This is a genomic window from Actinomadura gamaensis, from assembly GCF_042652125.1.
In the GTDB taxonomy this organism is placed as follows: Bacteria; Actinomycetota; Actinomycetes; order Streptosporangiales; family Streptosporangiaceae; genus Spirillospora; species Spirillospora gamaensis.
In genome coordinates this window covers 886784-911519 of the sequence record NZ_JBHSIT010000001.1, presented here as the reverse complement: position 1 = coordinate 911519, position 24736 = coordinate 886784, and the positions used below count along the sequence as shown (strand labels likewise).

The 24736-nt window shown below is 72.0% G+C and carries 20 protein-coding genes; 12 read left to right on the top strand and 8 right to left on the bottom strand.

Annotated features, from left to right (window positions below; all coding sequences use genetic code 11):
• Positions 1–297 precede the first annotated feature (297 nt).
• The 5 genes from aceB (at position 298) to ACFPCY_RS04195 (ending at position 6829) form a co-directional block, all read left to right on the top strand.
• Positions 298–1899 carry a malate synthase A gene (gene aceB / locus ACFPCY_RS04215; RefSeq protein WP_378252209.1) on the top strand — a complete coding sequence of 534 codons (1602 nt, stop codon included), beginning with the start codon at positions 298–300 and terminating at the stop codon, positions 1897–1899.
• An 84-nt stretch (positions 1900–1983) separates the two neighbouring features.
• Entirely contained in the window at positions 1984–3480 is a 1497-nt protein-coding gene (locus tag ACFPCY_RS04210; protein WP_378252208.1) for an FAD-linked oxidase C-terminal domain-containing protein, read from the top strand.
• Positions 3480–4634, top strand: a complete 1155-nt coding sequence (locus tag ACFPCY_RS04205; protein WP_378252207.1) for an FAD-binding oxidoreductase — start codon at positions 3480–3482, stop codon at positions 4632–4634. Before ACFPCY_RS04210 ends, ACFPCY_RS04205 begins: the two co-directional genes overlap by 1 nt.
• A 2-nt stretch (positions 4635–4636) precedes the next feature.
• Complete coding sequence (locus tag ACFPCY_RS04200) at positions 4637–5941, top strand: (Fe-S)-binding protein (protein WP_378252206.1); 1305 nt, start codon at positions 4637–4639, stop codon at positions 5939–5941.
• Positions 5942–6097: 156 nt separating this feature from the next.
• Positions 6098–6829, top strand: coding sequence for a hypothetical protein (locus ACFPCY_RS04195; RefSeq protein ID WP_378252205.1), 732 nt, complete (start codon positions 6098–6100; stop codon positions 6827–6829).
• Between the two features lie 15 nt (positions 6830–6844).
• Here ACFPCY_RS04195 and ACFPCY_RS04190 read toward each other — a convergent pair whose 3' ends face one another.
• From ACFPCY_RS04190 to ACFPCY_RS04170, 5 genes are all read right to left on the bottom strand, one after another.
• Positions 6845–8497, bottom strand: a complete 1653-nt coding sequence (locus tag ACFPCY_RS04190; RefSeq protein ID WP_378252204.1) for an ABC transporter family substrate-binding protein — start codon at positions 8495–8497, stop codon at positions 6845–6847.
• 176 nt (positions 8498–8673) lie between these two features.
• On the bottom strand, positions 8674–10719 hold the full coding sequence (locus ACFPCY_RS04185; RefSeq protein ID WP_378252203.1) for a dipeptide ABC transporter ATP-binding protein: 2046 nt from the start codon (positions 10717–10719) through the stop codon (positions 8674–8676).
• Entirely contained in the window at positions 10716–11633 is a 918-nt protein-coding gene (locus ACFPCY_RS04180) for an ABC transporter permease (protein ID WP_378252202.1), read from the bottom strand. Before ACFPCY_RS04180 ends, ACFPCY_RS04185 begins: the two co-directional genes overlap by 4 nt.
• Positions 11630–12628, bottom strand: a complete 999-nt coding sequence (locus tag ACFPCY_RS04175) for an ABC transporter permease (protein ID WP_378252201.1) — start codon at positions 12626–12628, stop codon at positions 11630–11632. The genes ACFPCY_RS04180 and ACFPCY_RS04175 overlap by 4 nt, the downstream gene beginning before the upstream one ends.
• A gap of 106 nt (positions 12629–12734) precedes the next feature.
• Complete coding sequence (locus tag ACFPCY_RS04170) at positions 12735–13781, bottom strand: hypothetical protein (RefSeq protein ID WP_378252200.1); 1047 nt, start codon at positions 13779–13781, stop codon at positions 12735–12737.
• 105 nt (positions 13782–13886) lie between these two features.
• Here ACFPCY_RS04170 and ACFPCY_RS04165 point away from each other — a divergent pair, with 105 nt between their 5' ends.
• Positions 13887–14498 (top strand): TetR/AcrR family transcriptional regulator, encoded by a 612-nt coding sequence (locus ACFPCY_RS04165; protein ID WP_378252199.1) that lies wholly within the window; start codon positions 13887–13889, stop codon positions 14496–14498.
• 141 nt (positions 14499–14639) lie between these two features.
• Positions 14640–16697, top strand: a complete 2058-nt coding sequence (locus ACFPCY_RS04160) for a sensor histidine kinase (protein WP_378252198.1) — start codon at positions 14640–14642, stop codon at positions 16695–16697.
• A 265-nt stretch (positions 16698–16962) separates the two neighbouring features.
• Here ACFPCY_RS04160 and dapF read toward each other — a convergent pair whose 3' ends face one another.
• Both dapF and miaA read right to left on the bottom strand, forming a co-directional pair.
• A complete protein-coding gene (dapF, locus tag ACFPCY_RS04155) occupies positions 16963–17799 on the bottom strand; it encodes a diaminopimelate epimerase (RefSeq protein ID WP_378252197.1) in 837 nt (278 codons plus the stop codon).
• A gap of 32 nt (positions 17800–17831) precedes the next feature.
• Positions 17832–18719 (bottom strand): tRNA (adenosine(37)-N6)-dimethylallyltransferase MiaA, encoded by an 888-nt coding sequence (miaA, locus tag ACFPCY_RS04150; protein WP_378252580.1) that lies wholly within the window; start codon positions 18717–18719, stop codon positions 17832–17834.
• 123 nt (positions 18720–18842) lie between these two features.
• Between miaA and ACFPCY_RS04145 the strand changes: the two genes are divergently transcribed.
• Entirely contained in the window at positions 18843–19118 is a 276-nt protein-coding gene (locus tag ACFPCY_RS04145) for an antitoxin (RefSeq protein ID WP_378252196.1), read from the top strand.
• A 162-nt stretch (positions 19119–19280) separates the two neighbouring features.
• Here the strand turns inward: ACFPCY_RS04145 and miaB are convergent, their stop codons facing one another.
• The gene (gene miaB, locus ACFPCY_RS04140) at positions 19281–20819 is read right to left on the bottom strand and encodes a tRNA (N6-isopentenyl adenosine(37)-C2)-methylthiotransferase MiaB (protein ID WP_378252195.1); all 1539 of its coding nucleotides are present in this window, start codon (positions 20817–20819) and stop codon (positions 19281–19283) included.
• Positions 20820–21040: 221 nt separating this feature from the next.
• Between miaB and ACFPCY_RS04135 the strand changes: the two genes are divergently transcribed.
• From ACFPCY_RS04135 to ACFPCY_RS04120, 4 genes are all read left to right on the top strand, one after another.
• Entirely contained in the window at positions 21041–21823 is a 783-nt protein-coding gene (locus tag ACFPCY_RS04135) for an amino acid ABC transporter ATP-binding protein (protein WP_378252194.1), read from the top strand.
• Between the two features lie 265 nt (positions 21824–22088).
• On the top strand, positions 22089–22958 hold the full coding sequence (locus tag ACFPCY_RS04130) for a glutamate ABC transporter substrate-binding protein (protein WP_378252193.1): 870 nt from the start codon (positions 22089–22091) through the stop codon (positions 22956–22958).
• 74 nt (positions 22959–23032) lie between these two features.
• The gene (locus ACFPCY_RS04125) at positions 23033–23719 is read left to right on the top strand and encodes an amino acid ABC transporter permease (protein ID WP_378252192.1); all 687 of its coding nucleotides are present in this window, start codon (positions 23033–23035) and stop codon (positions 23717–23719) included.
• Positions 23716–24693 carry an amino acid ABC transporter permease gene (locus ACFPCY_RS04120; protein ID WP_378252191.1) on the top strand — a complete coding sequence of 326 codons (978 nt, stop codon included), beginning with the start codon at positions 23716–23718 and terminating at the stop codon, positions 24691–24693. The genes ACFPCY_RS04125 and ACFPCY_RS04120 overlap by 4 nt, the downstream gene beginning before the upstream one ends.
• The last annotated feature ends 43 nt before the right edge of the window (positions 24694–24736 follow it).

Below are 24736 nucleotides of genomic sequence, written 5' to 3'. Positions count from 1 at the left end.
CCCCACGACCGCGTCGTACCCGCGCCGCGCCGCGGCACCCGCGGGATCCGCCACACTCCCACGAACGCCACAGGCCGCGATCCGTCGCGCGACGTCGCGCGATGTGTCCGGACGGGTGAGGCGATCGTCCCATGCGCCGCCCTGGCAGGTCACCCGATTATCCCGGCGGCGCGCGGGGAGGTCTCCAGCGACGGCCCCCGCTTTGACCCGGCTCCGTACCGGCGAGTAGCGTTCTCCACACAACAGAACCGGAATTTCACCAGGCGAAATTCTCGTACGAACGAAAGGGCGGGCACCATGACCGACGGTGTCGAGGTCCGGGGACCTCTGGGCGAGCGCTACGACGAGATCCTCACCCCCGAGGCTCTCGGTTTGCTCGCCGCTTTGCAGCGTGAGTTCGGGGCGCGCCGCAAGGAGTTGCTGCGGGCGCGGCAGGAGAGGCAGGAGAGGCTGTCGGCGGGCGGGACGCTGGATTTTCTGCCCGAGACGGCCGAGATCCGCACCGATGACTCCTGGCGGGTGGCCGATCCGGCGCCGGGGCTGGAGGACCGGCGGGTGGAGATCACCGGCCCGACCGACCGGAAGATGACCATCAACGCGCTGAACTCGGGCGCCAAGGTGTGGCTGGCCGATTTCGAGGACGCCAACACCCCGCTGTGGGCCAACATGATCGAGGGGCAGCTGAACCTGCGCGACGCGCTGGACCGCACCATCGACTTCACCGACCCCAGGTCGGGCAAGTCCTATGCGCTCAAGGACGATGCGCAGCTGGCCACCATCGTGGTGCGCCCGCGCGGCTGGCACATGGAGGAGAAGCACCTGCTGGTGGACGGTGAGCCGATGTCGGGGTCGCTGTTCGACTTCGGGCTGTACATGTTCCACTCGGCGCGCCGGCAGCTGGCCAAGGGCAAGGGCCCCTACTTCTACCTGCCCAAGATGGAGTCGCACCGGGAGGCTCGGCTCTGGAACGACGCCTTCAACCTGGCCCAGGACATTCTGGAGATCCCGCGCGGCACCATCCGCGCCACGGTGCTGATCGAGACCATTCCGGCGGCGTTCGAGATGGAGGAGATCCTGTATGAGCTGCGTGATCACTCGGCGGGGTTGAACGCCGGCCGGTGGGACTACCTGTTCAGCGTGATCAAGAAGTTCCGCGACCGGGGCGCCGACTATGTGCTGCCCGAGCGCAACGCGATCACCATGACCGCGCCGTTCATGCGCGCCTACACCGAGCTGTTGGTGCGCACCTGCCACAAGCGCGGCGCGCACGCCATCGGCGGCATGGCCGCGTTCATCCCCTCGCGCAAGGACCCCGAGGTCAACAAGGTCGCGTTGGAGAAGGTCCGGGCCGACAAGACCCGCGAGTCCACCGACGGGTTCGACGGGTCCTGGGTCGCCCACCCCGACCTGGTCCCGGTCTGCCGGGAGGTGTTCGACGGGGTGCTGGGCGACAAGCCCAACCAGCGCGACCGGCTCCGCGAGGACGTCAAGGTCTCCGCCGCCGACCTGCTGAACTTCAAGGCCACCCCCGGCGACATCACCGAGGCCGGGCTGCGCAACAACATCGATGTGGCCCTGCGCTACCTGGCCACCTGGCTCGACGGCGCCGGCGCCGTCGCCATCCACAACCTCATGGAGGACGCGGCGACCGCCGAGATCTCCCGCTCGCAGGTGTGGCAGTGGATCCGCAACGGCGTGAAGCTCAAGGAGGGGGAGACCGTCACCCGCGAGCTGGTCGAGCGCATCCTGGAGGAGGAGCTGGCCAACATCCGCACCGAGCTGGGCGACGCCTACAACGAGCCCCGCTACAACGAGGCCGTGGCCCTGTTCAAGCAGGTCACCCTGGCCGACGAGTACTCCGAGTTCCTGACCACCCCGGCGTACGTCCGCTTCCCGTAGGCCCACGTCCCGTAGGAACTCCCGCGTCACCATGGGCGCGGCGGCTTCGGCAGGGCCGCCGCGCCCCCGTCCTAGGGAGACGGCATGGCAGACACCGTCCCGGCCCCGGCAAACTCCCCCACGGCTTCGGCTGGCGCTCTCGGAGCGTTGGCCGAGCGCTGTGTCCGCCTGCTCGGCTCCGAGTCGGTCATCACCGATCCCGTCCGATTGCGCACGTACGAGTGCGATGGACTGACGTCCCACCGGGCCTCTCCCGGTCTGGTCGTCCTACCGGAGAACGCCGAGCAGATCGCGGCCATCGTGCGCGCGTGCGGGGAGGCGGGGATTCCGTACGTGGCGCGGGGCTCGGGGACGGGCCTGTCCGGTGGCGCGCTTCCCCGGACGGACGGCGTCCTCATCGTGACGTCGAAGATGCGCCGCATCCTGGACATCGACATCCCGAACCAGCGCGCGACCGTCGAGCCGGGCGTCATCAACCTGGACGTGTCGCGCGCCGCGCGTCCGCACGGGTACTACTTCGCGCCCGACCCGTCCAGCCAGCAGATCTGCTCGGTCGGCGGGAACGTGGCGGAGAACTCGGGCGGCGCGCACTGCCTGAAGTACGGGTTCACCGCGCACCACGTCCTGGCCTGCGAGATCGTCACGCCGGACGGCGAGATCACCGAGCTGACCCGGGACGATCCGGGCTTCGACCTGCTGGGCGTGTTCGTCGGCTCGGAGGGCACGCTGGGCATCGCCACCGCCGTCACGGTGCGGCTGACCCGGCTGCCGGAGACCGTGCGGACGCTGCTGGCCGCGTTCGGCACGATCGGGCAGGGCGGCGAGGCGGTGTCGGCGATCATCGCGGCCGGGGTGGTGCCCGCCGCGATCGAGATGATGGACGCGCTGTCGATCGAGGCCGCCGAGGCGGCCGTGGCCTGCGGCTATCCGGCCGGCGCCGGCGCGGTGCTGGTGGTCGAGCTGGACGGCCCGGAGGCGACCGTCGAGCACCAGTTCGCGCAGGTCGGACGGTTGTGCCGGGAGGCGGGCGCGTTCGAGGTGCGGGTGGCGGCGGACGACGCGGAGCGCGCGCTGATCTGGAAGGGCCGCAAGTCCGCGTTCGCCGCGATGGGCCGGATCAGCCCGGCGTACATCGTCCAGGACGGCGTGATCCCGCGCACCGCCCTGGGCGAGGTGCTCGGACGCATCGACGCGTTGAGCCGCGAGTCGGGCGTGCGCGTCGCGAACGTCTTCCACGCCGGGGACGGCAATCTCCATCCGCTGGTGCTCTTCGACGATTCCGTACCGGGCGCGCACGAGCGCGCCGAAGAGGTCTCCGGCGCGATCCTGGATCTGTGCATCGAGCACGGCGGGTCCATCACGGGCGAGCACGGCGTGGGCGTGGACAAGGCGCGCTACATGCCGCGCATGTTCAGCGACGAGGACCTCGACACGATGCAGAGGGTCCGGTGCGGCTTCGACCCGGCCGGATTGTGCAATCCGGGCAAGGTGTTCCCGACGCCGCGGCTGTGCGGTGAGGTTCCGGGCGTCCGGAAAGGCCCGCACCCGCTGGTCGCCGAGGGAAAGGCGGACCTGTTCTGATGCTCCCTTTGGACGCGTTCGCCAAGGTCTGCGCCGACGTCCGCCCTGGTGAGGACACCGATCACGTGGACGGCCTCACGCCCGCCGTCGTCGCCGCGCCCGCCGACCTGGCGGAGGCTTCGGCGGTCATGCGGACGGCCGCCGAGCACGGGCTGGCCGTCGTGCCGTCCGGAACGGGGTCGAAGCTCGACCGCGGCCGTCCGGTCGAGCGCTGCGACGTGCTCGTCACCACCCGCAACCTCGACCGGATCGTCAAGCACTCGCCGGGCGACCTGACCCTGCACGTCGAGGCCGGGTTGACGTTCGGAGCGCTTCGCGCCGCCGAGGCGGACGGCTGGGGGCAGCATCTCGCGCTGCACCCGCCCACGGACGGCACGATCGGCGGTGCGATCGCCGCCGACGTCGCCGGTCCGGGCCGCCTGCTGCACGGTACGGCGCGCGACCTGCTGATCGGGGTCACCGCCGTCCGCGCGGACGGGACGATCGCCCGGTCGGGCGGCAAGGTCGTCAAGAACGTCGCCGGATACGACCTCGGCAAGCTCTACACCGGATCACTCGGCACGCTCGGCCTCATCGTGGACGCGACCTTCCGGATGCATCCGCTCGCGCGCGTCGTGCGCGTGGCCGCGACCACCGACGATCCCGGACGGGCCGTCCAGGCGGTCCTGCATTCGCAGGTCGTCCCGCGCGCGATCGAGATCGACCGTCCGGCCGGATCGGACGAGACGACCGTCGCCGTGGAGGCGGAGACCGAAACCCCGGACGAGACGTCCGCGCGCCTGCACGAGCTGCTCGGAGGCACGCCGGCGCCCGACCCCGAATGGTGGAACCGGCTCCCCGAAGGCGAGATCCTCGCCGAGATCCGCGGCCTTCCGGCGCGGTTCCCGGACGTCCTCGACGCCGCCAAGGGCCTGCCGCTGCGCGGTTCGGCCGGTGCCGGACGCCTCTACACCACGCCCGACGACCTCGAAGCGCTACGCGAGGCCATGAAACCGCTCGGCGCGCGGGTCGTCCTCGTGCGCGCGCGTCAGGCCGTCCGGGAATCCGTGGACGTCTGGGGCCCGATGCCCACCCTGCCGATCATGCGGCGCGTGAAGGACCAGTTCGACCCCGACCACCGGCTCTCGCCCGGTCGGTTCGCCGAAGGAGTGTGACCGTGACCCGGCCGGACGAACTACCCGACCGCTCCAGCGCGCGCATCGAGAACCTGCTGAACGACTGCGTCCACTGCGGGTTCTGCCTGCCGACCTGCCCGACGTACGTGCTCTGGGGTGAGGAGATGGACTCGCCGCGCGGACGCATCCATCTCATGCAGCAGCACCAGGACGGCGCGCCGCTCGACGGCGCGATGGTGCAGCACTTCGACGCCTGCCTGGGCTGCATGGCGTGCGTGACGGCCTGCCCGTCCGGAGTTCAGTACGACAAGCTCATCGAGATCACCCGAGCCGAGGTCGAGGCCGAGCACCCGCGCTCGCCGGCGGAGCGAGCGGTCCGTGAGGCGATTTTCCGGCTGTTCCCCTACCCGGGCCGCCTCCGCGCCCTGCGCGGCCCGCTACGCGCCTATCAGCGCTCCGGGCTGCCCGCCCTGGTCAGGCGCACCGGCGTCCTGGAGCGGCTGTCCCCGACGCTGGCCGCGATGGAACGGCTCGCGCCGCCCTCGCAGAAGGCGCCGAAGCTGCCCGAGCGGGTCGCGGCGCGCGGCGGACGCCGGGCGACGGTCGGGATGCTCACGGGCTGCGTCCAGCGGGAGTTCTTCCCCGGCGTGAACGCCGCGACGGCGCGCGTGCTGGCCCTGGAGGGCTGCGACGTGCTGATCCCGAGGCGGCAGGGCTGCTGCGGCGCGCTGTCGCTGCACTCCGGACGCGCCGACGAGGCCCGCGCGTTCGCCCGCCGGACGGTCGAGACGTTCGAGGGCGTCGACGTCATCGTGGTCAACTCGGCCGGCTGCGGCTCGGCGATGAAGGAGTACGAGACCCTGCTGGCGGACGACCCCCTCTGGGCGGACCGCGCTCGCGCGCTCGCGGAGAAGACCCGCGACCTGGCCGAGTACCTGGTCGAGTTGGGGCCGCGCGCCGAACGGCATCCACTTCCGCTCACGGTCGCTTACCACGACGCCTGCCACCTCGCGCACGCGCAGGGGGTGCGGTCACAGCCGCGCGCCCTGCTGGACGGCATTCCCGAGCTGACCGTCAGGGAGATCGCCGATCCGGACGTCTGCTGCGGCTCCGCCGGTACCTACAACCTGCTCCAGCCTCGTGCGGCGGCCGATCTCGGCGATCGCAAGGCCGCCAACGTCGCGGCCACCGACGCAAACCTCCTCGTCGCGGCCAATCCTGGATGTTCGCTCCAGATCGCCCAGGCGCTGGAGCGCCGGGGAGCGCCGCTGCCGGTCGCGCACACCGCCCAAGTCCTGGACGCGTCGCTGCGCGGTCACCCCGCCGGAACGCTGCTCACCCGGTGACGCTGAGCCGTGCTCATTCGATGACAAACGCTTGCTAGGTATCACCCCCGCTTGTATCGCTCCATGTCAGAGGCATGACCGGCCAGTCACCCACGACCGGGCGTCCGGTATCGTGACTCGCCCCCGAACCCAGGACGGATCCCCCGAGGCTGGCAGATGTCCAACAGCTACCGATCCCACCGGCGCCGCAAGAAGACGAGCACCGGCAAGCTAGGGCTCGCGGGCGCGCTCACCGGCGCCCTCGGCATCGGCGCGGTCGCGGTCGCGATCGTCGCGCTGCGCCCCGACCACCAGGGCTCGCCCTCGATGAGCGGGACGGGCGGCGAGGCGGCCGGGAGCGCTCCGGCGGTCACCGGCGTGCCGTCCGGCGGCCCCTCTCCGGCGCCGGAGCCCAAGACCGGCCACGAACTGAGCTTCACCACGCCCGAGGGCTACGGCTACACGCTCGCCGCCGTCCGCTCGGGCACCGACAAGCGGCCCCTGTCGAACAGCACGCCTCCCAAGGACGGCGAGACCTACGCCTACGCGGACTACGTCCTGACCAACAACCAGCGACGTCCCGTACCGCTCGACTTCCCGGCCGACCTGTTCATGCCGCTCGACTCGGTCCCCTCGTCCGCGCGCGAACGGTGCATGCCCCAGCCCGGCATCCCCGACAGCATGTGCACCCTGCCGAACCACAGCGAGGTCACCGCCCGCATCGGCAACGCCAAGGCGCCCTACTCGCAGGACGGCGACACCGTCCTGCCCGCGGGCGGCTCCTACATCGTGCGCGTCGCGTCCGACCTTCCCGTGAGCGCCGACACCCCGCCGCACGACCTGCGCCTCTACGTGTGGGACGCCCGCTTCACCAGCGACCGCAAGGGCGTGCAGATCCCGCTCCCTTAGCCATCGGGCGCCGGATCAGCCGTCTCCGCTGAACCCGATGTCCTCGAACGCCGGCTCCCAGAACCCGCACGCGCCGAGATTGGCGAGACCCGCCCGGACGGCGACGACCTGCGGACGCTGGTACAGGGGCAACACCGTCGCCTCGTCCCAGATGAGCTTGTCCGCCGCGTTGATGAGCCCGCGCGCACGAGCCGTGTCCACCGCGCCTATGGCCCTGTCCATCGCCGTGTCGATTTCTTCGGAGCCCACGCGCGCGTAGTTCTGCTGGATGTGGTCCCCGCGCGGGCGCGCGAAGACCGAGCGGAGCGGCGAGAGCGGGAACGCCGTGCCGAGCCATGAGAACGGCACGATGTCGAAATCTCCGGGCGTGACGTACTCGTCGAACAGGTCGTCGGTGGGGACGGGCACGATGTTGACGCGTACGCCCACACGCGCGAGGAGCGCCCGCGTCAGCTCGCCCTCGCGCCTGCTCGTCGCCACACCCGACGGCACGACGAAGCGCAGCACGAGCGTCCGGCCGTCCTTCGTCCGGTAGCGGCCGTGCCGCCTCCAGCCCGCCTCGTCCAGCAGCCGCCCGGCGCGGACGGGGTCGTAGTGGCCGAGCTCGCCCGAGTCGTCCTGGTATCCGGCCTGGGTGGTGACGTAGAAGTGGTTCCCGAGCGGGCGCGGCGGGCGGCCGAGCCCGGCCAGGTCCGACCGGACGATCACGTCCCGGTCCACGGCCATGAACAGCGCGCGCCGCACGCGCACGTCCGAGAGCATCGGGGAGGCCGCGTTGAACGTCAGGTGCCGCCAGTCGGGGCCGCCCGCGCGGCGGATCCGCGCGCCCCGGACGTCGGCGGCGCGCCGCAGCGCGGCCGGATCGGTGCCGACGTCCATCAGGTCGATCTCACCGTTGGCGAACGCGCCGGGCATCGCGCCCGGGTCCATCGCGCGGAACACGATCCGGTCGAGCCGGGCGGGCCGTCCCCACCAGTTCGGGTCGCGGACGAGCTCGACGGTCTTGGCCGTCTCGTCGATCCGGCGGATCCGGAACGGCCCCGCCGTCACCGGCACCCGGTTCACCCAGCCGTCGTTGAACATCCGCGGGTTCCCGCTGGTGGACGCCGGGTACAGCGGGCTGAACAGGCTGCGCCAGTCCGCGTAGGGACGGGCGAAGGTGACCTTGATCTCCTGGTCGCTCGCGCCGCGCCGGACCTTGGCGATGTCCCGGTACCCGGTCACGGTCGCCACCTGGAACCGCGGATCGCGGCCCGAGAGCGCGCGCGCCTGCGCGACGAAGTCGGCGTACCCGATGCGTTTCCCGTCCGACCAGCGGGCGCTCGGGTTGAGCCGGTAGGTGACGACCTGGTGCGGCTCGGTCTCCGTGACGCGCGCCGATGTCACGAATTCGGGCACCGGCTGTGGGACGGCCTTCTCGTCCGCGCGCATGAGGAACGGCAACACGCCCTGGAGGACGAGGTCCACGACGCCTTTGCCACCGTTGACGTGATGGAAGTTCCACTGGGCGGGGAACTCCGGCAGCGGCCAGCGCAACGTCCCGCCTACGCGGATACGGTCGCGCGGCTGCGGATTCACGTCGTACGCGGGCGGACGCCCGTCGCCGGACTCCGTGACCGACGACGACAGTTCGGGCGCGCTGCATCCCGACGCCGCGCACACCAGCACGACCGCGAGCGCGATTCGCCTGCGCAGGCGAGCCTTCCGAGCCTGCGCGAACCCTCCCCGAGCCTCTGCGAACCCTCCCCGAGCCTCTGCGAACCGTCCCGGAGCCTCCGCGAACCGTCCCCGAGACCGCCCGAGCGCGTTGCGGGGGTGGACGAGGGCGCTGCGGGGGCGGACGGTCATGCGCTCGCGCCCAGGGGAAAGTGGCAGGTGACCAGGCGGCCCGGCCCTCCGGCGGCGGACCGGGGCACAGGATCGTCCCGCTCGCAGCGGGCCCGCGTCTGCTCGGGGAGGGCCAGGAAGCGCGGGCAGCGCTGCCGGAAACGGCAGCCACCCTCCAGGCGGGGCGCGTCGGGCGGGACGTCCGGCAGGCGGACGCGGGCCCGCCGCCGTTCGAGCACCGGATCGGGGATCGGGACGGCGTCCAGCAGCGCGCGCGTGTACGGGTGCGCGGGATCGTCGTAGATCTGCTCGACCCCGCCGATCTCGACGATGCGTCCCCGGTGCATGACGGCGACCCGGTCCGCTACGCGGCGCACGACCGCGAGGTCATGGGCGACGAACAGGTACGCCAGCCCTAGGCGCGTCCTGAGTTCCTCTAGCAGATCGATGATTCCGGCCTGGACGGACACGTCCAGTGCGGCGACGGGCTCGTCCAGCAGGACGAGGCTCGGCTCCAACGCGAGCGCACGCGCAATCCCCACGCGCTGCCTCTGCCCACCGGACAGGCCGTACGGGTGGCGTCCGGCGTGCGCGGGTTCCAGCCCGACCAGATCCAGCAGTTCCTTGACGCGCTCCGAGATGTGCTCTTCCGGAAAGCCGTGCGTGCGGAGCGGTTCGGCGAGGATGGCCGAGACGCGCATCCTGGGGTCGAGCGAGCTGAACGGGTCCTGGAACACGACCTGGACGTTGCGGCGCAGCGCCTTGCGCCGGGCCGCGTTGAGCCCGGCCGTGTCGTGGCCGAGGATCTCGATCCGCCCGCCGTTGCGAGGCCGCGTCATCGCGAGGACCTCCATGAGCACGGTCGTCTTCCCGCAGCCCGACTCGCCGACCAGGCCCAGCGTCTCCCCGGCGCGGACGTCGAACGTGACGCCGTCCACCGCGCGGAGCGTGCCGGACGTCCGTCCGAGCAGGCCGCGACGCTCCACGTGGAAGCGGCGCAAATCCGAGACGTCCAGGACGGCCGGACGGCTCGTGCGCGCGCCCATATCGCGATCGGCCGACGGGGAACGTTCGGCGGAGGCCATCGGGAAGACCGCGTCGGGATCGCGTGTAGCCGGAGTGTTGATGCAGGCCGCCGCGTGCCCCGAACGGCCGACCGGGAGCAGCGGCGGTTCGCCGTCCTCGCAGGCGGTGACGGCGATCGGGCAGCGCGGCGTGAACGGGCAGCCGGGCGGGAGCGCGCCGAGCGACGGCGGCGCCCCGTCGATCGGCACCGGACGGCCGCCCACCCCGTCCAGCCGGGGCAGCGAGCGCAGCAGGCCGACCGTGTACGGCATCCGGGGCCGCCGGTAGACGTCCTCGACCGGCCCGGTCTCCACCGCCCGGCCCGCGTACATCACCAGCATCCGGTCGGCGAACCCGGCGACGACGCCGAGGTCGTGGGTGATCACCAGGATCGCCGCGCCGGACGCCTCGCCCGCCGTCCGCAGCACGTCCAGGACCTGCGCCTGGAGCGTCACGTCGAGGGCGGTCGTCGGCTCGTCGGCGACGATCGCGACCGGGTCGTTGGCGACCGCCATCGCGATCATGACGCGCTGCCGCATGCCGCCGGAGAACTCGTGCGGATGCGCGCGCGCCCGGCGGGAGGCGTTCGGGATGCCGACCAGATCCAGCAGTTCCACCGCGCGCGCACGAGCGGCGGCGCGGGTCGCCCCGGAATGGATGCGGATCGTCTCGGCGATCTGGTCCCCGACCGAATGCACCGGCGTCAGCGAGGAGAGCGGGTCCTGGAACACCATCGCGAGGTCCTTGCCGCGGATGCGGGACATCTCGCCGTCGGAGAGCCCGAGGAGCTCGCGGTCGCGCAGCCGCACCGACCCGGTGACCCGCGTCCGCTCGGGCAGCAGGCCGAGGACGGCCAGGGCGATCGCGGTCTTCCCCGACCCCGACTCGCCGACCACGCCGAGCACCTCACCGCGCCCGACCGCGAAGCTCACGCCGCGCACGGCCCGCACGTCCGGACGGTAGGTGACGCTGAGGTCGCGGACCTCCAGCACGTTCACGGAGCGCTCCCCTCGACGACGGGCTCCCCCGCGCCCGCGGAGGCGGACCTCACCGTCTCGGCCTCCGGCTCGGCCGTGGCCACCGCCGGGGTGAGCTGCGGGTCGAGGACGTCCCGCAGGCCGTCGGCGAGCAGGTTCACGGCCAGCACGATCAGGACGAGCAGCCCGGCGGCGAAGCCGAACAGCCACGGGAACACCGTCGCCGCGCCGTGGCTCTCGGCGATGACCGTGCCGAGCGAGGTGTCCGGCGGGCGCACCCCGAACCCGAAGTAGGACAGGCCCGACTCGGCGAGGATCGCGACGCTCACGTTCAAAGCCGCGTCCACCAGCAGCAGCGACGCCAGGTGCGGCAGGACGTGCCGGACGATCGTCCGCCCCGCGCCGACGCCGAGGAACCGCGCGGCGAGCACCCACTCGCGCTCGCGCAGCGACACGGTCATCCCCCGCACCATCCGCGCCGTCACCATCCACAGGAACGCCGCGAGCAGCGCCACGAGCGCCTGCCAGCTGCCGCCGAGCGCGGGCGACAGGATGGCCACGACCAGGAAGGACGGCAGCACGAGCAGCAGGTCCACGCCCCACATCAGCGCCCGGTCGACCCAGCCGCCGAGGTAGCCCGCGGCGGTCCCGACGACCGCGGCGAGCCCGGTGGACAGCACGGCGACCGACAGGCCGATGATCAGCGACTTCTGCATCCCGCGCAGGGTCAGCGCGAACACGTCCCGGCCGCTCTGCGTGGTGCCGAACCAGTGCTGCGCGGACGGCGGGCTCAGGAACGCGCCGAAGTCGATGTCGTCCCATCCCCACGGCGACACCAGCGGCCCGGCGAACGCGAGCAGGAACAGCAGTACCAGCAGGACGGCTCCCGTGACGGCCCGTCCCCGGCCCGGACGCCCTTTCAGCACGCCGGTCATCGAGTCCTCGTGCGCACGCGCGGGTCGAGGATGCCGTAGAGGATGTCGGAGAACACCCCGGCGAGCAGGACGGTCACGGCGGCGAAGCAGGCGGTCGCGGCGACGACGTTCACGTCCCCGCGCGAGATGGAGTCGACCAGCCATTCGCCCATGCCGTGCCAGCCGAAGATCTTCTCGGTGAACATCGAGCCGAGCAGCAGCATCCCGAAGGTGTAGGAGAAGTAGGTGGTCATCGGGATCAGCGCCGTCCGCAGCCCGTGCCTCAGCAGCGCGCCCCGGCGGGTCAGTCCCTTCGCGCGCGCCGTCCGGACGAAGTCGGCGCCCAGCACGTCGAGCATCAGGCCCCGCTGGTAGCGCGCGTACAGGGCGAGCTGCCCGATCGCGATCGTCAGCGTCGGCAGCAGCAGGTGCCGGAGCCGGTCGGCGAACGCGCCGAGCGCCCCGAACGTGCCGTCGCCCGATCCGGGCGTGGACTCCCCGACCCATGCGAACACCTGCGTGCCGGCCATCGCGTTGACCCGCTCGGCGGCGTACTGGAGGACGACCGCCAGCACGAACACCGGCACCGACAGCAGCAGGTAGGAGCCGTAGGTGGCGACCCGGTCGGGGAGCCGGTCGCGGCGCACGGCCGCGTACGCGCCGAGCAGGACGCCGAACACGCCGCCGAGCACCGCGCCGAAGACGAGCAGCCGCAGGCTCACCCAGGCCCGCCGCCACATCTCCCCGTTGACGGACTCGCCTTCCCAGGTACGCCCGAAGTCGCCGTGCAGCACGCCGCGCGCCCAGGTCGCGTAGCGGCGCTGGAGCGGCGTGCGGTCGTTGAGGTTGAGCCGGGTCAGCTCCGCGTCCACGACGGACGCGGGCGGACGCGGGCTGCGGTCCATGAGGTTGGCGCGCGGGTTGAGCGCGCAGGCGGCGAGGACGTAGGCCAGGCTCGTGGCCAGAACCACGAGTACCGCGTAGTTGGCCAGCCGCCGAAGCAGGAAGCCCCCCATCCGCCCCTCTCCAGACCCTAGGCAGTTACGGAATGCTACTCAGCACTCACGATCCGCGCAGGCGTTCGGAGAAGTTTGCGGACGGGAGGCCCCGGTCCGGGCTTCGTTAGGCGGGCACGGCTTCACGCTCGGCGACGGTTTCGGCGGTCCCGCGGCCCCGCGCGCGCAACGCGGCGACGCCGAGCAGCGCCAGCCCGCCGAGCGCCCAGGCGAGGAGCACCGCGAGGGGCGTCGCGATCCGTGCGCCGTCGAAGAAGGCGGTCGCGCGCAGGAGCGTGGCCGCCGCGCCGGGCGGGAGGTACTGGCCGATCTCGCCCCACGGGCGGGGCAGCAGCTCGGGGGCCGAGGTCGCGGCCGACAGCGGGTTGCCGACCAGCAGCATCGTCAGGCCGCCGAGGGCGAGTCCGGGCCGTCCGAGGACGTCGGCGAGGCCGACGACCGCGCCCGCGACCGCGAGGATCGCCAGCGCCGCGCCTCCGGCGGTCTCGACGTACGAGCCGGGCAGCAGCGAGAGGCCGTACCGGGCGAGCCAGCCCGTCGCGAGACCGCCGAGGACGGCGAACAGCACGACTCCGGCGAACCGCCACGGCACGGACCGGACGGTCAGCGTCAGCAGCGCCGCTCCGGCGATCGCGGACATGACCAGCGGGAGGACCATCGCGCCGAATCCGGCTCCGCGCGGGTCGTCGGCCGCGGCGGGGACCACGTCCTGGACGGCGGCGGGGGCCGCGCGTCCCGGCGCGTCCGCCGCTCCCCCGGGCCGGCCGGGCGGCGTGGCGAGCTGGCTCAGCTGGCTCAGCTGCTGCGCGACCATCGGGGACGCGGCGGACGCCACCATCACCCGCGGCCCGGCCGGACCGGTCACGATCGCGCCGTAGGCCCGGCGGCCGGTGAGGTCCGCGCGGGCGGACGCCTCGTCCGGCCGGACCGTGACGTCGAACATGCCGGGCCGCTCGTGGTCGAGCCGCGAGGCCAGCGCGTCCGCGCCGGGACCGGCCACGACGATCGGCAGCTCGCGCGGTGCGATCCGGGCGGACGGCCAGGCGAACGCCGTGACCATCAGCATCTGCAGGAGGGCCGCGCCGAGGGCGACGGCGAGCGCGCGGCGCGCGAACACGCCGGATCCGGTCCCGGCGCCGGGGGTTGCGGTCATGACCGCCTCCAATAAAAGCGGACGTTCGTTCTCTTTACCTCTCCGTTCACCGTGGCACCGCCCCGCCGAGTTGTCAAGAACGGACGTTCGTTTTACTTTGGGGGCATGCCCCGTGTCAGCGAAGAGCACCTGGAGCGCCGCCGCCGCCAGATCGTCGACGCGGCCCGCGCCTGCTTCATCCGCAAGGGCCTGCACGAGACCTCGATGCAGGACATCTTCGCCGAGTCGGGCCTGTCCGCCGGGGCCGTCTACCGCTATTTCAAGAGCAAGAACGAGATCGTCGACGAGATCGTCTCGTCCACCCGCGGCGACCTGCTGAGCGTCCTGTCCGACCTGGTGCACGCCGAACCGCTGCTCGCCCCCGACGAGGTCTGCCGGGCCGCGTGCGAGCACATCCGGGACCTCGCGTCGGGGAACGGACCGGTCCGGCTCGCCGCCCAGGCGTGGGCGATGGCCGCGCACGACGAGCACGTCGGCGCCCACGTCCGGGAGACCATGGTCGGCGTCCGCGATCTCTGGTCGGCCTACGCGCGCCGCCTCGCGGCGGCCGGCCGGCTGCCCGCCGACGTCGATGCCGAGGCGGCCGGGCAGGTATTGTTCGGCCTGTTCCCGGGGTTCATCCTGCAGTACGTCCTTCTCGGGGACGCGACGCCCGAGACCCTGGCGCGCGGTGTCCGAGCCCTCTTCCCCGCGCCCGCCCCGGTGACGCGGGGCTGACCGCCCCTCTCGCCCGGACGCCTCAAAAGCGCTAGAAACTCCTCACACGCCCCACCCCGCCCGCTCCCGGACGGGTCCGCGGGGGCGTGGCCGTCACCTCGGCGTTTTAACATCTCATTACCTGAGGACCCGGGAGAGGCAGTGGGCAGCGCGAGGATCGGGCGGAGCACCGGCGGTGCGGCGCTGGCGGGCGCGGCGGCGGCCGTGCTGCTCGTCGCCGCCGCGCTGCTGCTCGGCCGCTGGGTGCCGGCCGGACGGCGGATGGTGTGGTGGCATCCCGAGGTGTTCGTGGCGCTGTCGTGGAGCCCGGTCGGGGCGCTGCTCACCGCGCACCGCGCCGGACGGCGGGTCGGGCTGCTGATGCTCGGCGCCGGGATCAGCGCCGCGGTCTACGTCCTGACGCTGAACCTCGCGCCGCTCGCCGAGATCCACCACTGGCCGGGCGCGTGGCTGCCGACGTGGCTGAGCCACTGGCTGTGGGCGGTCGACACCTACGTGCTCACCCTCGCCCTGCCGATGCTGTTCCCCGACGGACGGCTCGTGTCCCGCTGGTTCCGCCCGGTCCTGGGACTGGCCTTCCTGGTCCCGGTCGTGGTGGCGGTCCACCTGACGATCGATCCGGACGCGCGGCGCTTCCACAACGGCGTCTCGGTGTACCCGCTCCAGTCGATCCCGCTGCCGATCGCGGCGCTGATCGGGACGGCGCTCACGCTCGCCCTGGTCTCGCTGGCCGTCCGGTTCCGGCGGGCCGTGCCGGACGTGCGGCGCCAGATCGCCTGGGTGGTCTACCCCGGCCTGGTCGCCGAGGCGATCGTCTACATCGGGGAGAGCACCCGGATCGGCGACCCGGTCCGGGACACCGCGATCGTCACCATCCCGGTCTGCGTCGCGATCGCGATCACCCGTTACCGGCTGTACGACATCGACGTGGTGATCAACCGGACCCTGGTCTACGCCGGCCTGGTCGGCGTGATCACCGGCGTGTACTTCACCCTCGTCGGCGCGGTGAGCCTGGTCGTGTCCGGCAACGGCGGGCTCGCGGGCCTCGCGGGCGCGGTCGCGGCGGGCGTGGTGTTCGAGCCGACCCGGCGGCGGCTGCAACGCGGCGTGGACCGGATGCTGCACCGCGAGCGCGATCCGTACCGGCTGGCCGACCGGCTCCAGCGCCGGCTGCAGACGGCGTCGGACCCGAACGCCGCGCTCGCCACGGCGGCCTCGGCCGTCCGGGAGGCGCTGCGCGCGTCCGGCGTCACGATCGAGGTGCTGGACCGGGACGGCAAGCTCGCCGCGCTCGTCGAGGACGGCACGCCGCCGGAGCGTCCGCAGCGCGTCCCGCTGATCTGGCACGGCGAGCCCGTCGGACGGCTGATCTTCGGCGGCGAGCGCGCCCCGGACGCCCGGCTCGCCGGCATCCTCGCCCGCAACCTCGCCGAGCTGGCCAACGCCGCGCGGCTCGCCATGGACGTCCAGCGCTCGCGCGAGCGGATCCTGCGCACCCGCGAGGAGGAGCGCCGCAGGCTCCGCCGCGACCTGCACGACGGGCTCGGGCCGACGCTGGCCAGCCTCGCCATGACCGTGGACGCGGCCCGCATCACGATGCGGTCCGACCCGGAGGCCGCCGACGCCATGCTGGAGCGGCTGCGCAGCACCATGGGCCGCACGATCGGCGAGCTGCGCGACCTCGTCTACGGACTGCGCCCGCCCGCGCTGGACGACCTCGGCCTCGCCGGGGCGATCCGCGCGCTCGGCGGCGTGGTCGGCAGCGGCGGCCACGGGCCCCACGTGGAGGTCGAGGTCGAGGGCGACCTCGCCGCGCTCCCGGCGGCGGCCGAGGTCGCGGCGTACCGGATCGTGCAGGAGGCGCTGACCAACGTCTACCGGCACGCGCGGGCCGGGCACGCGCTCGTCCGGCTGGACCTGAGCGGAGACCTGGACGTCACCGTCCGGGACGACGGCGTCGGGCTGCCCCGCGACGTCCGGGCCGGGGTGGGGCTGTCGTCGATGCGGGAGCGCGCCGCCGAGCTGGGCGGGACGTGCTCGGTGCGCCGCCGGCCCGAGGGCGGGACGCTCGTCCGGGCGAGGCTGCCCCTCTCGGGCGCGCCGCCGGGTCCCGATCCCGCCGCCTCGGACCCCGCCCTGGTGATCGGGCCGGCGAAGGAGAGCCCGGTGCGGACGCCCGCCGAAGCCGACCGGCACTGATCCGGCACTGATGAGGACGCGCCTCCGGGCGGCCGTGGCCTGCCCGTGGACATGGTGAGGGCCGGTGACCGCCCCCCGCCAAGAAGGTCGCCACCGGCCCTCGAACACCGCTGCGGTTCCGAGGCTCCCATCCCGGCCCGCGCGGCCTGCACCTTGAGGTGTGCTCGCCACCCGAGGTGTGCACCCAGAAAGTAGGCGACCGGGAGGCCCGTCCGTCAGGGACGGAAGTCCCGAGTCGGCCGGGACAAAAAATAGTCAGATATGACTAGAGCCATCCGGGCCGGGTCTCGCCCTCGGCCACGAGCACCGCCGGACCGGTCAAGTAGCTGGTCCCGGCCTCGAGAGACACCGTGACCCGGCCGCCCGGGACGTCCACGGTCCACTCCCCGGTCGGCAGGTCCGTCAGGCCGCGGGGGACCGATCCCCCGAGCGCGGCGGCCACCGCGACGGCCACCGTGCCGGTGCCGCAGGACCGGGTCTCACCCGAACCACGTTCGTAGACTCGCATCTCCACGTGACGTTCGCCCACCGTACGGAAGAATTCGACGTTCACGCCCTCGGGGAACACGGACGGGTCGAAACCCGGCGCGTGGCACAGGTCGAGCTCGGCGAGCGGGACGTCCACCCGGCACGCCAGGTGCGGGTTGCCCATCGAGACCCGGACGCCGCCGAACGTCTCGCCCGCGACGGTGGCCTCGCCCTCACCCAGGTAGACCGGCGCGCTCATCTCCACCCGCACGTCGCCGGACGCCCCGACCGTCACCCGGCGCAGCCCGGCGCGGGTCGCGACGTCCCACTCGCCCGGCTCGGCGAGACCCGCGTCCACCAGGTACCGCGCGAACACCCGGACGCCGTTCCCGCACATCTCGGCGACGCTGCCGTCGGCGTTGCGGTAGTCCATGAACCACTCCGCGGGCAGGACCTCGACGGCCGGCTCCCCGGCGGACTTCGTCCGGACGACCCGCAGCACGCCGTCCGCGCCGATCCCGGCGTGCCGGTCGCACAGCCGCGCGACGGCGTCCGCGGTCAGGTCGAGGGCCCCGTCCGGGTCGGGAAGGATGACGAAGTCGTTCTCGGTGCCGTGGCCCTTGATGAAACGCATGGTGACGATCCTAGGGGCCGCCCGCCGGCCGCCTACAGCAGGCTCAGGGAGCGTTCCACCAGATCGGGCGCGTCGTAGGGCAGCCAGACGACGCGCGGGTCCCGCCGGAACCAGGACTCCTGCCGCCGGGCGAAACGGCGTGTCGCGCGGATCGTCTCCTCCTTGGCCTCCTCCTCGGACCACTCCCCCGCCAGGAACCGCAGGACCTGCGCGTATCCGAGGGCGCGCCCGGCGGTCAGGCCGTCCCGCAGGCCTCGCTTCTCCAGGGCGCGGACCTCGTCGACCAGCCCGGCGTCCCACATCCGCTCGACGCGCAGCGCGATCCGCTCGTCCAGCTCGGGGCGCGGCACCTCCAGGCCGATCTGGACGACCGACCCGTACCGGTAGCGGTGCTCGGGCAGGGTCGCGGTGAACGGCCGTCCGGTGATCTCGATGACCTCCAGCGCCCGGACGATCCGCCGCCCGTTGCTCGGCAGGATCGCCTCGGCCGCCTTCGGGTCCAGTTCGCGCAGGCGCGCGTGGAGCGCCCCGGAACCGGTCTCGGCCAGTTCGTCCTCCAGCCGCGCCCGGACGGACGGGTCGGTGCCGGGGAACTCCATCTCGTCCAGCGCGGCCCGCACGTAGAGGCCGGAACCGCCGACCAGCACCGGCACCCGCCCCCGCTCGTGCACGCGCGCGAAGGCCTCCTCGCTGAGCCGCTGGAACTCCGCGACGCTGGCGGTGACCGTCACGTCCCAGATGTCGAGCAGGTGGTGCGGGACGCCGCGCATCTCGCCGGGCGTCAGCTTGGCGGTGCCGACGTCCATGCCCCGGTAGAACTGCATCGAGTCGGCGTTCACCGCCTCGCCGGGCAGGCGAAGGGCCAGCTCGACGGCCAGGTCGGACTTCCCGGCGGCGGTCGGTCCGACCACGGCGATCACGTCAGGAGAGCTCACGGGCTTAATTGTGGCAACGGGGTGGGTATGGATCGGACCGTACGGGCGTCGCGCGCCGCGGCCCGCCGCGACGCGCGCACGTCGCCGACGACCTCGGGGGAGGTTGCGATGTCGATCCTCGACAAGGTGAAGCAGATGCTCGGCCAGAACGCCGACGCCGCGAAGGGCGCGGTGGACAAGGCCGGGGACATGCTCGACGACAGGACGGGCGGCAAGTACGCCGACAAGGTCGACAAGGTCCAGGACAGGGCCAAGCAGTACATCGAGGGCTCCGGTGCGCCGGGTCAGCAAACGTCCGGCCAGGGGCAGGACGCCGCGCAGGACCCGCAGCAGGGCGCCCAGCCGAACGCCCGAGGCCCCCAGGACGGCGCCGGCGGAACCTAGGCCGCCCGAGCGGCCCTGACGCCCTCAAGGCCGTCGTCGAAGCGTCACGAGGGCGTCCCAGTCCACCTGGGACGCCCCTGACGCATGTCCGAAAACGCCCTCAGGGACGCATGACCGCGCAGAACCGGTACGGACGCTCCACGGACGCGGTGAACAGGACCTCTACGGACGCGGTGAACACGACGGGGCCGCCTGCGCCGGAGCGGCCGGACGGCCGATCGACGGCATGCCCAGCGCGACGCCCTTGGCGCCCTCGGGCCGGCCCTGCCGCGCCTCCCAGGCGTCGCCGGCGCGCGTGCGGCGGACCGACATCGTCCTGTCGGCCACCAGGTGGTGCGGCGCGGCGTAGGTGACCTCGACGGTCACCATGTCGCCCGGCCGGACGTCCTCGTCCGGCGCGGCGAAGTGGACGAGCCGGTTGTCGGCCGCGCGCCCCGACAGCCGCCGGGTCGCCTCGTCCTTGCGGCCCTCGCCCTCGGCGACCAGGACCTCCAGGGTGCGGCCGAGCTGCTTCCTGTTCTCCGCCCAGGAGATCTCCTCCTGAAGGGCGACCAGCCGCTCGTACCGCTCCTGGACGACCTCCTTGGGGATCTGGCCGTCCATCGTCGCTGCCGGGGTGCCGGGACGTTTGGAGTACTGGAAGGTGAACGCGGAGGCGAACCGGGCCTCGCGGACGACGTGCAGCGTCTGCTCGAAGTCCGCCTCGGTCTCGCCGGGGAAGCCGACGATGATGTCGGTGGTGATCGCCGCGTCCGGCATGGCGGCCCGGACCTTCTCGATGATCCCGAGGTAGCGCTCCTGCCGGTAGGAGCGGCGCATCGCCTTCAGCACGGCGTCCGAGCCGGACTGGAGCGGCATGTGCAGGGACGGCACGACGTTCGGCGTCTCGGCCATGGCCGCGATCACGTCGTCGGTGAAGTCCTTCGGGTGGGGCGAGGTGAACCGGACGCGCTCCAGCCCCTCGACGCCCCCGCACGCGCGCAGGAGGCCCGCGAAGGCGCTCTGCCCGCCCTCGGTCATGGCGCGCACCTCGTCCGGGGCGGACGCGAGCGAACCGAAGCCCGAGCCGTAGGCGTTCACGTTCTGCCCGAGCAGGGTGACCTCGATGACGCCCTCGGCGACCAGCGCCTCGACCTCGGCGAGGATCTCGCCGGGGCGGCGGTCCTTCTCCTTGCCGCGCAGCGACGGGACGATGCAGAAGGTGCAGGTGTTGTTGCAGCCCACCGAGATCGACACCCACGCCGCGTACGGGGACTCGCGCCGCGTCGGCAGGGTCGAGGGGAAGGTCACCAGGGACTCTTCGATCTCGACCTGCGCCTCCTCCTGGACGCGAGACCGCTCCAGCAGGACCGGGAGCGCGCCGAGGTTGTGCGTGCCGAACACGACGTCCACCCAGGGGGCGCGCCGGACGATCGCGTCGCGGTCCTTCTGCGCGAGGCAGCCGCCGACGGCGATCTGCATGCCGGGACGGCCGTCCTTCACCGGGCGGAGGTGGCCCAGGTTGCCGTACAGGCGGTTGTCGGCGTTCTCCCGGACGGCGCAGGTGTTGAACACCACGACGTCGGGCTCCCCGCCGTCCGCGCGCACGTATCCGGCGTCCTCCAGCAGGCCGGACAGCCGCTCGGAGTCGTGGACGTTCATCTGGCACCCGTAGGTACGGATCTCGTACGTGCGGGGACCGCTCTCAGTAGGCGCACTCATGACGGACCCAGCGTAGTCGGACGCGCGGGGCGCCCGGCGCGGACCGGAACGATCACCGTCCGGTTACCGGCCGGTCACATTACGGCCGACACACCGTGCCCCACCAGCACCGACGATCAGTGCGAGAACCCGCCATCCACGCGGTTACGTGGGCATTCGTGACCGGATCGGTACCACTCGCGGGCCTCTTCGTCGATAAGAGTCACGTAAAGTCCGGGCTCATGGTGGACATCGGCAAGGGAGCTGGTGACGCGGGGAGCTCTGACGACCTGCCCCTCGTCGTGCTCGAGAACGTCAACAAGCACTTCGGCGAACTGCACGTCCTGAAGGACATCGACCTCACCATCAACCGCGGTGAGGTGGTCGTGATCATCGGGCCGTCGGGTGGCGGCAAGTCGACGCTGTGCAGGTCGATCAACCGGCTGGAGCCGATCGACGGCGGGACGATCCGCATCGACGGCAAGAAGCTCCCGGAGGAGGGCCGCGACCTGGCCCGGCTCCGCGCCGACGTCGGCATGGTCTTCCAGTCCTTCAACCTCTTCGCCCACAAGACGATCCTCGAGAACGTCACGCTCGGGCCGATGAAGGTCCGCAAGGTGGGCAAGGCCGAGGCCGAGAAGCACGCGATGGAGCTGCTGGAGCGGGTCGGCATCGGCACGCAGGCCAACAAGTACCCGGCCCAGCTGTCCGGCGGCCAGCAGCAGCGCGCGGCGATCGCCCGCGCGCTGGCGATGCGGCCGAAGGTCATGCTGTTCGACGAGCCGACCTCCGCGCTCGACCCCGAGATGGTCAAGGAGGTCCTGGACGTCATGACCGACCTCGCGCACGAGGGCATGACCATGATCGTGGTCACCCACGAGATGGGCTTCGCCCGCCGCGCGGCGCAGAAGGTCGTGTTCATGGCGGACGGGCAGATCGTCGAGGAGAGCACGCCGGACGAGTTCTTCACCAACGCGCGCACCGACCGCGCGAAGGACTTCCTGTCCAAGATCCTTACGCACTGACGCCGGTCCGCGGGCGGTGACACCGATCCGCGCGCACCGGCGCACCGACGCACCCGGAATCCGCGCCCGCCGGTCCGCTCTCCGAGCGACCGGCCACAGGCGCACCGACATGACGTGGAAAGACCGCGTACCGAGACGAAGCGCTGACAGGGCGCTCCCGCGGGGCATACCGCAAGGACGGCCCCGGGGGACGCACCAGGGAAACCGCGACCGAGTTGAGCGGGGCCTCCCGCACGGGCAACGCACGAAAGTAGAGGGACGACACATGCGAGCACGTCAGATCGTGGCCGCGCTGGCCGCCGCCTCCCTGGCGCTCACGATGAGCGCCTGTGGCAGCGACTCCTCCAAGAAGAAGGCCGAGTCGACGGGCATCGTGGACAAGGCCAAGAACGACAAGAAGCTGGTCGTCGGCGTCAAGTTCGACCAGCCGTCGCTCGGCCTGAAGAAGCCGGACGGCTCCATCGACGGCTTCGACGTCGCCGTCGCCAAGTACATCGCGCAGCAGCTCGGCGTGCCGGAGAGCGGGATCACCTTCAAGGAGGCCCGCTCGGAGAACCGCGAGACCTTCCTGCAGACCGGTCAGGTGGACCTGGTCGTCGCGACCTACTCCATCACCGACTCGCGCAAGCCCAAGGTGACCTTCGGCGGCCCGTACTACGTGGCCCACCAGGACACCATGGTCAAGGCGAGCAACACGAGCATCAAGAAGGCCGCCGACCTCAAGGACAAGAAGATCTGCAAGGCGGCCGGCTCCAACTCGTGGAAGCGCGTCGTGCAGGGCCCGCCGGACGGCAAGCTCAACATCAAGGCCACCACCGTGGACGCCACCGGCTACGCCGACTGCGTCGCCAAGCTGGAGTCGAACACCGTGGACGCGGTCTCCACCGACGACCTGATCCTGGCCGGGTTCGCCGCCCAGCAGCCGGGCAAGTTCAAGGTGATCAACGACCCGTTCACCGACGAGAAGTACGGCGTCGGCATCAAGAAGGGCGACACCAAGGGCTGCGAGGCCGTGAACGCCGCGATCACGAAGATGTACTCCGACGGCACCGCCAAGACCCTGCTGGAGAAGTACTTCAACGGCACCGGCCTGAAGCTGAACACCACCGTTCCGCAGTTCGAGGGCTGCTCCTGACCGTCTGACGCCGCCGGCCGCGCCGCGCCCCCTGCCGAGGGGGCGCCGGCGCGGCCTCTCACAGGTGGGAATCCATGGGCCAACTCTTCGACTTCACCGAGGTCTTCAACAACCTCGACAAGATCGTCATCAGCTTCTGGGCGACGATCCGGCTGGCCGCCGTCACCGCGGTCCTGTCGATGATCCTCGGCATCGTCTGGGCGAGCTTCCGGGTGTCCCCGACGCCGGTGCTGCGAGCCGTCGGAACGTTCGTGGTGAACCTGCTGCGCAACACCCCGCTCACGCTGCTGGCGGCGTTCTGCATCTCCGCGCTGAGCGACATCCTGAAGCTGACGTTCTCCAGCACGCCGTCGGTCAACGGCTACTGGTGGGCGGTGACCGCGCTGTCGTTCTACACCTCGGCGTTCGTCGCCGAGGCGCTGCGGGCGGGCATCAACACCGTCCCGCTCGGCCAGGCCGAGGCGGCGCGCTCGATCGGGCTGACCTTCACCCAGTCGCTGCGCTTGATCATCCTGCCGCAGGCGATCCGGTCGGTGATCGGCCCGCTCGGCAGCGTGCTGATCGCCATGATCAAGAACACCACGGTCGTGGGCGCGGTCGCCTACGGCGTGGAGGCCGCCTCCGAGATGAAGCAGCTGTTCTTCGACCTGGGCGCGACGCTGCCGATGTTCATCGGCTTCGCCGTCGGCTACCTGGTCCTGACCCTCCCGACCGGGTTCTTCTTCGGTTGGCTGTCCCAGCGAATGGCGGTGGCGCGATGAGCCGCGACCAGGCGACCGTCCTGTTCGACGCGCCCGGGCCGCGCGCCCGGATGCGCAACAACATCCTCACCGTCGTGTCCGCGCTGGTGATCGTCGGCATCGTGGCCTGGGTCCTGGTCGTCCTGAACGACAAGGGCCAGTTCGCCGCCGAGCTCTGGAAGCCCTTCACCCAGTGGGACGTCTGGAAGACCTACTTCATCCAGGGGACGATCAACACGCTGAAGGCCGCGGCCGTCGGCGCGGTGCTCGCGCTGGTCTTCGGCGCGGTGTTCGGCCTGGCCCGGCTGTCGGACCACTGGTGGATCCGGATCCCGGCCGGGGCGATCGTCGAGTTCTTCCGCGCGATGCCGCTGCTGATCCTGATCTTCCTGGCGTTCTTCGTGCCCGCCACGGTCAGCCCGGTGATCGCCGACGGCCCGCTCGGCAACTTCCAGCGCGTCATGGTGGAGAACGTCTTCACGGTCTTCGGCGTGACGATCAACAACGGCACGGTGACCGTGCCCGCGTTCGCCGCCGTCGTCTTCGGCCTGACGCTCTACAACGGCTCGGTGCTCGCCGAGGTCGTCCGGGCGGGCGTGCAGTCGATCCCGCGCGGCCAGTCCGAGGCGGCGTTCGCGCTCGGCATGCGCAAGAACGCGGTGATGAGGCTGGTGCTGCTGCCGCAGGCCGTCACGGCGATGCTGCCCGCGATCGTGAGCCAGCTGGTCGTCCTGCTGAAGGACACCTCGCTCGGCTACATCATCGGCTACGAGGACCTGACGGCCCAGGGCTTCAAGATCGAACCGGCCAACTTCCACAACCTGCTGCAGGCCGCGATCGTCTGCACGGCGATCTACATCTCGATCAACCTGCTGGTCGGCTGGATCGCCACGCTGCTGGAGCGGCGCAGCCGCCGCAGCCGCAAGTCGATCACGACGATGAGCGCCGACACCTCGGTGCCCGCCGTGGGCGTGGTGCCCGACGCCGCGGACTGATCCTCCGCCGGCCTCTCGTGAAGGGCGTCTCCGGGAATCCGGG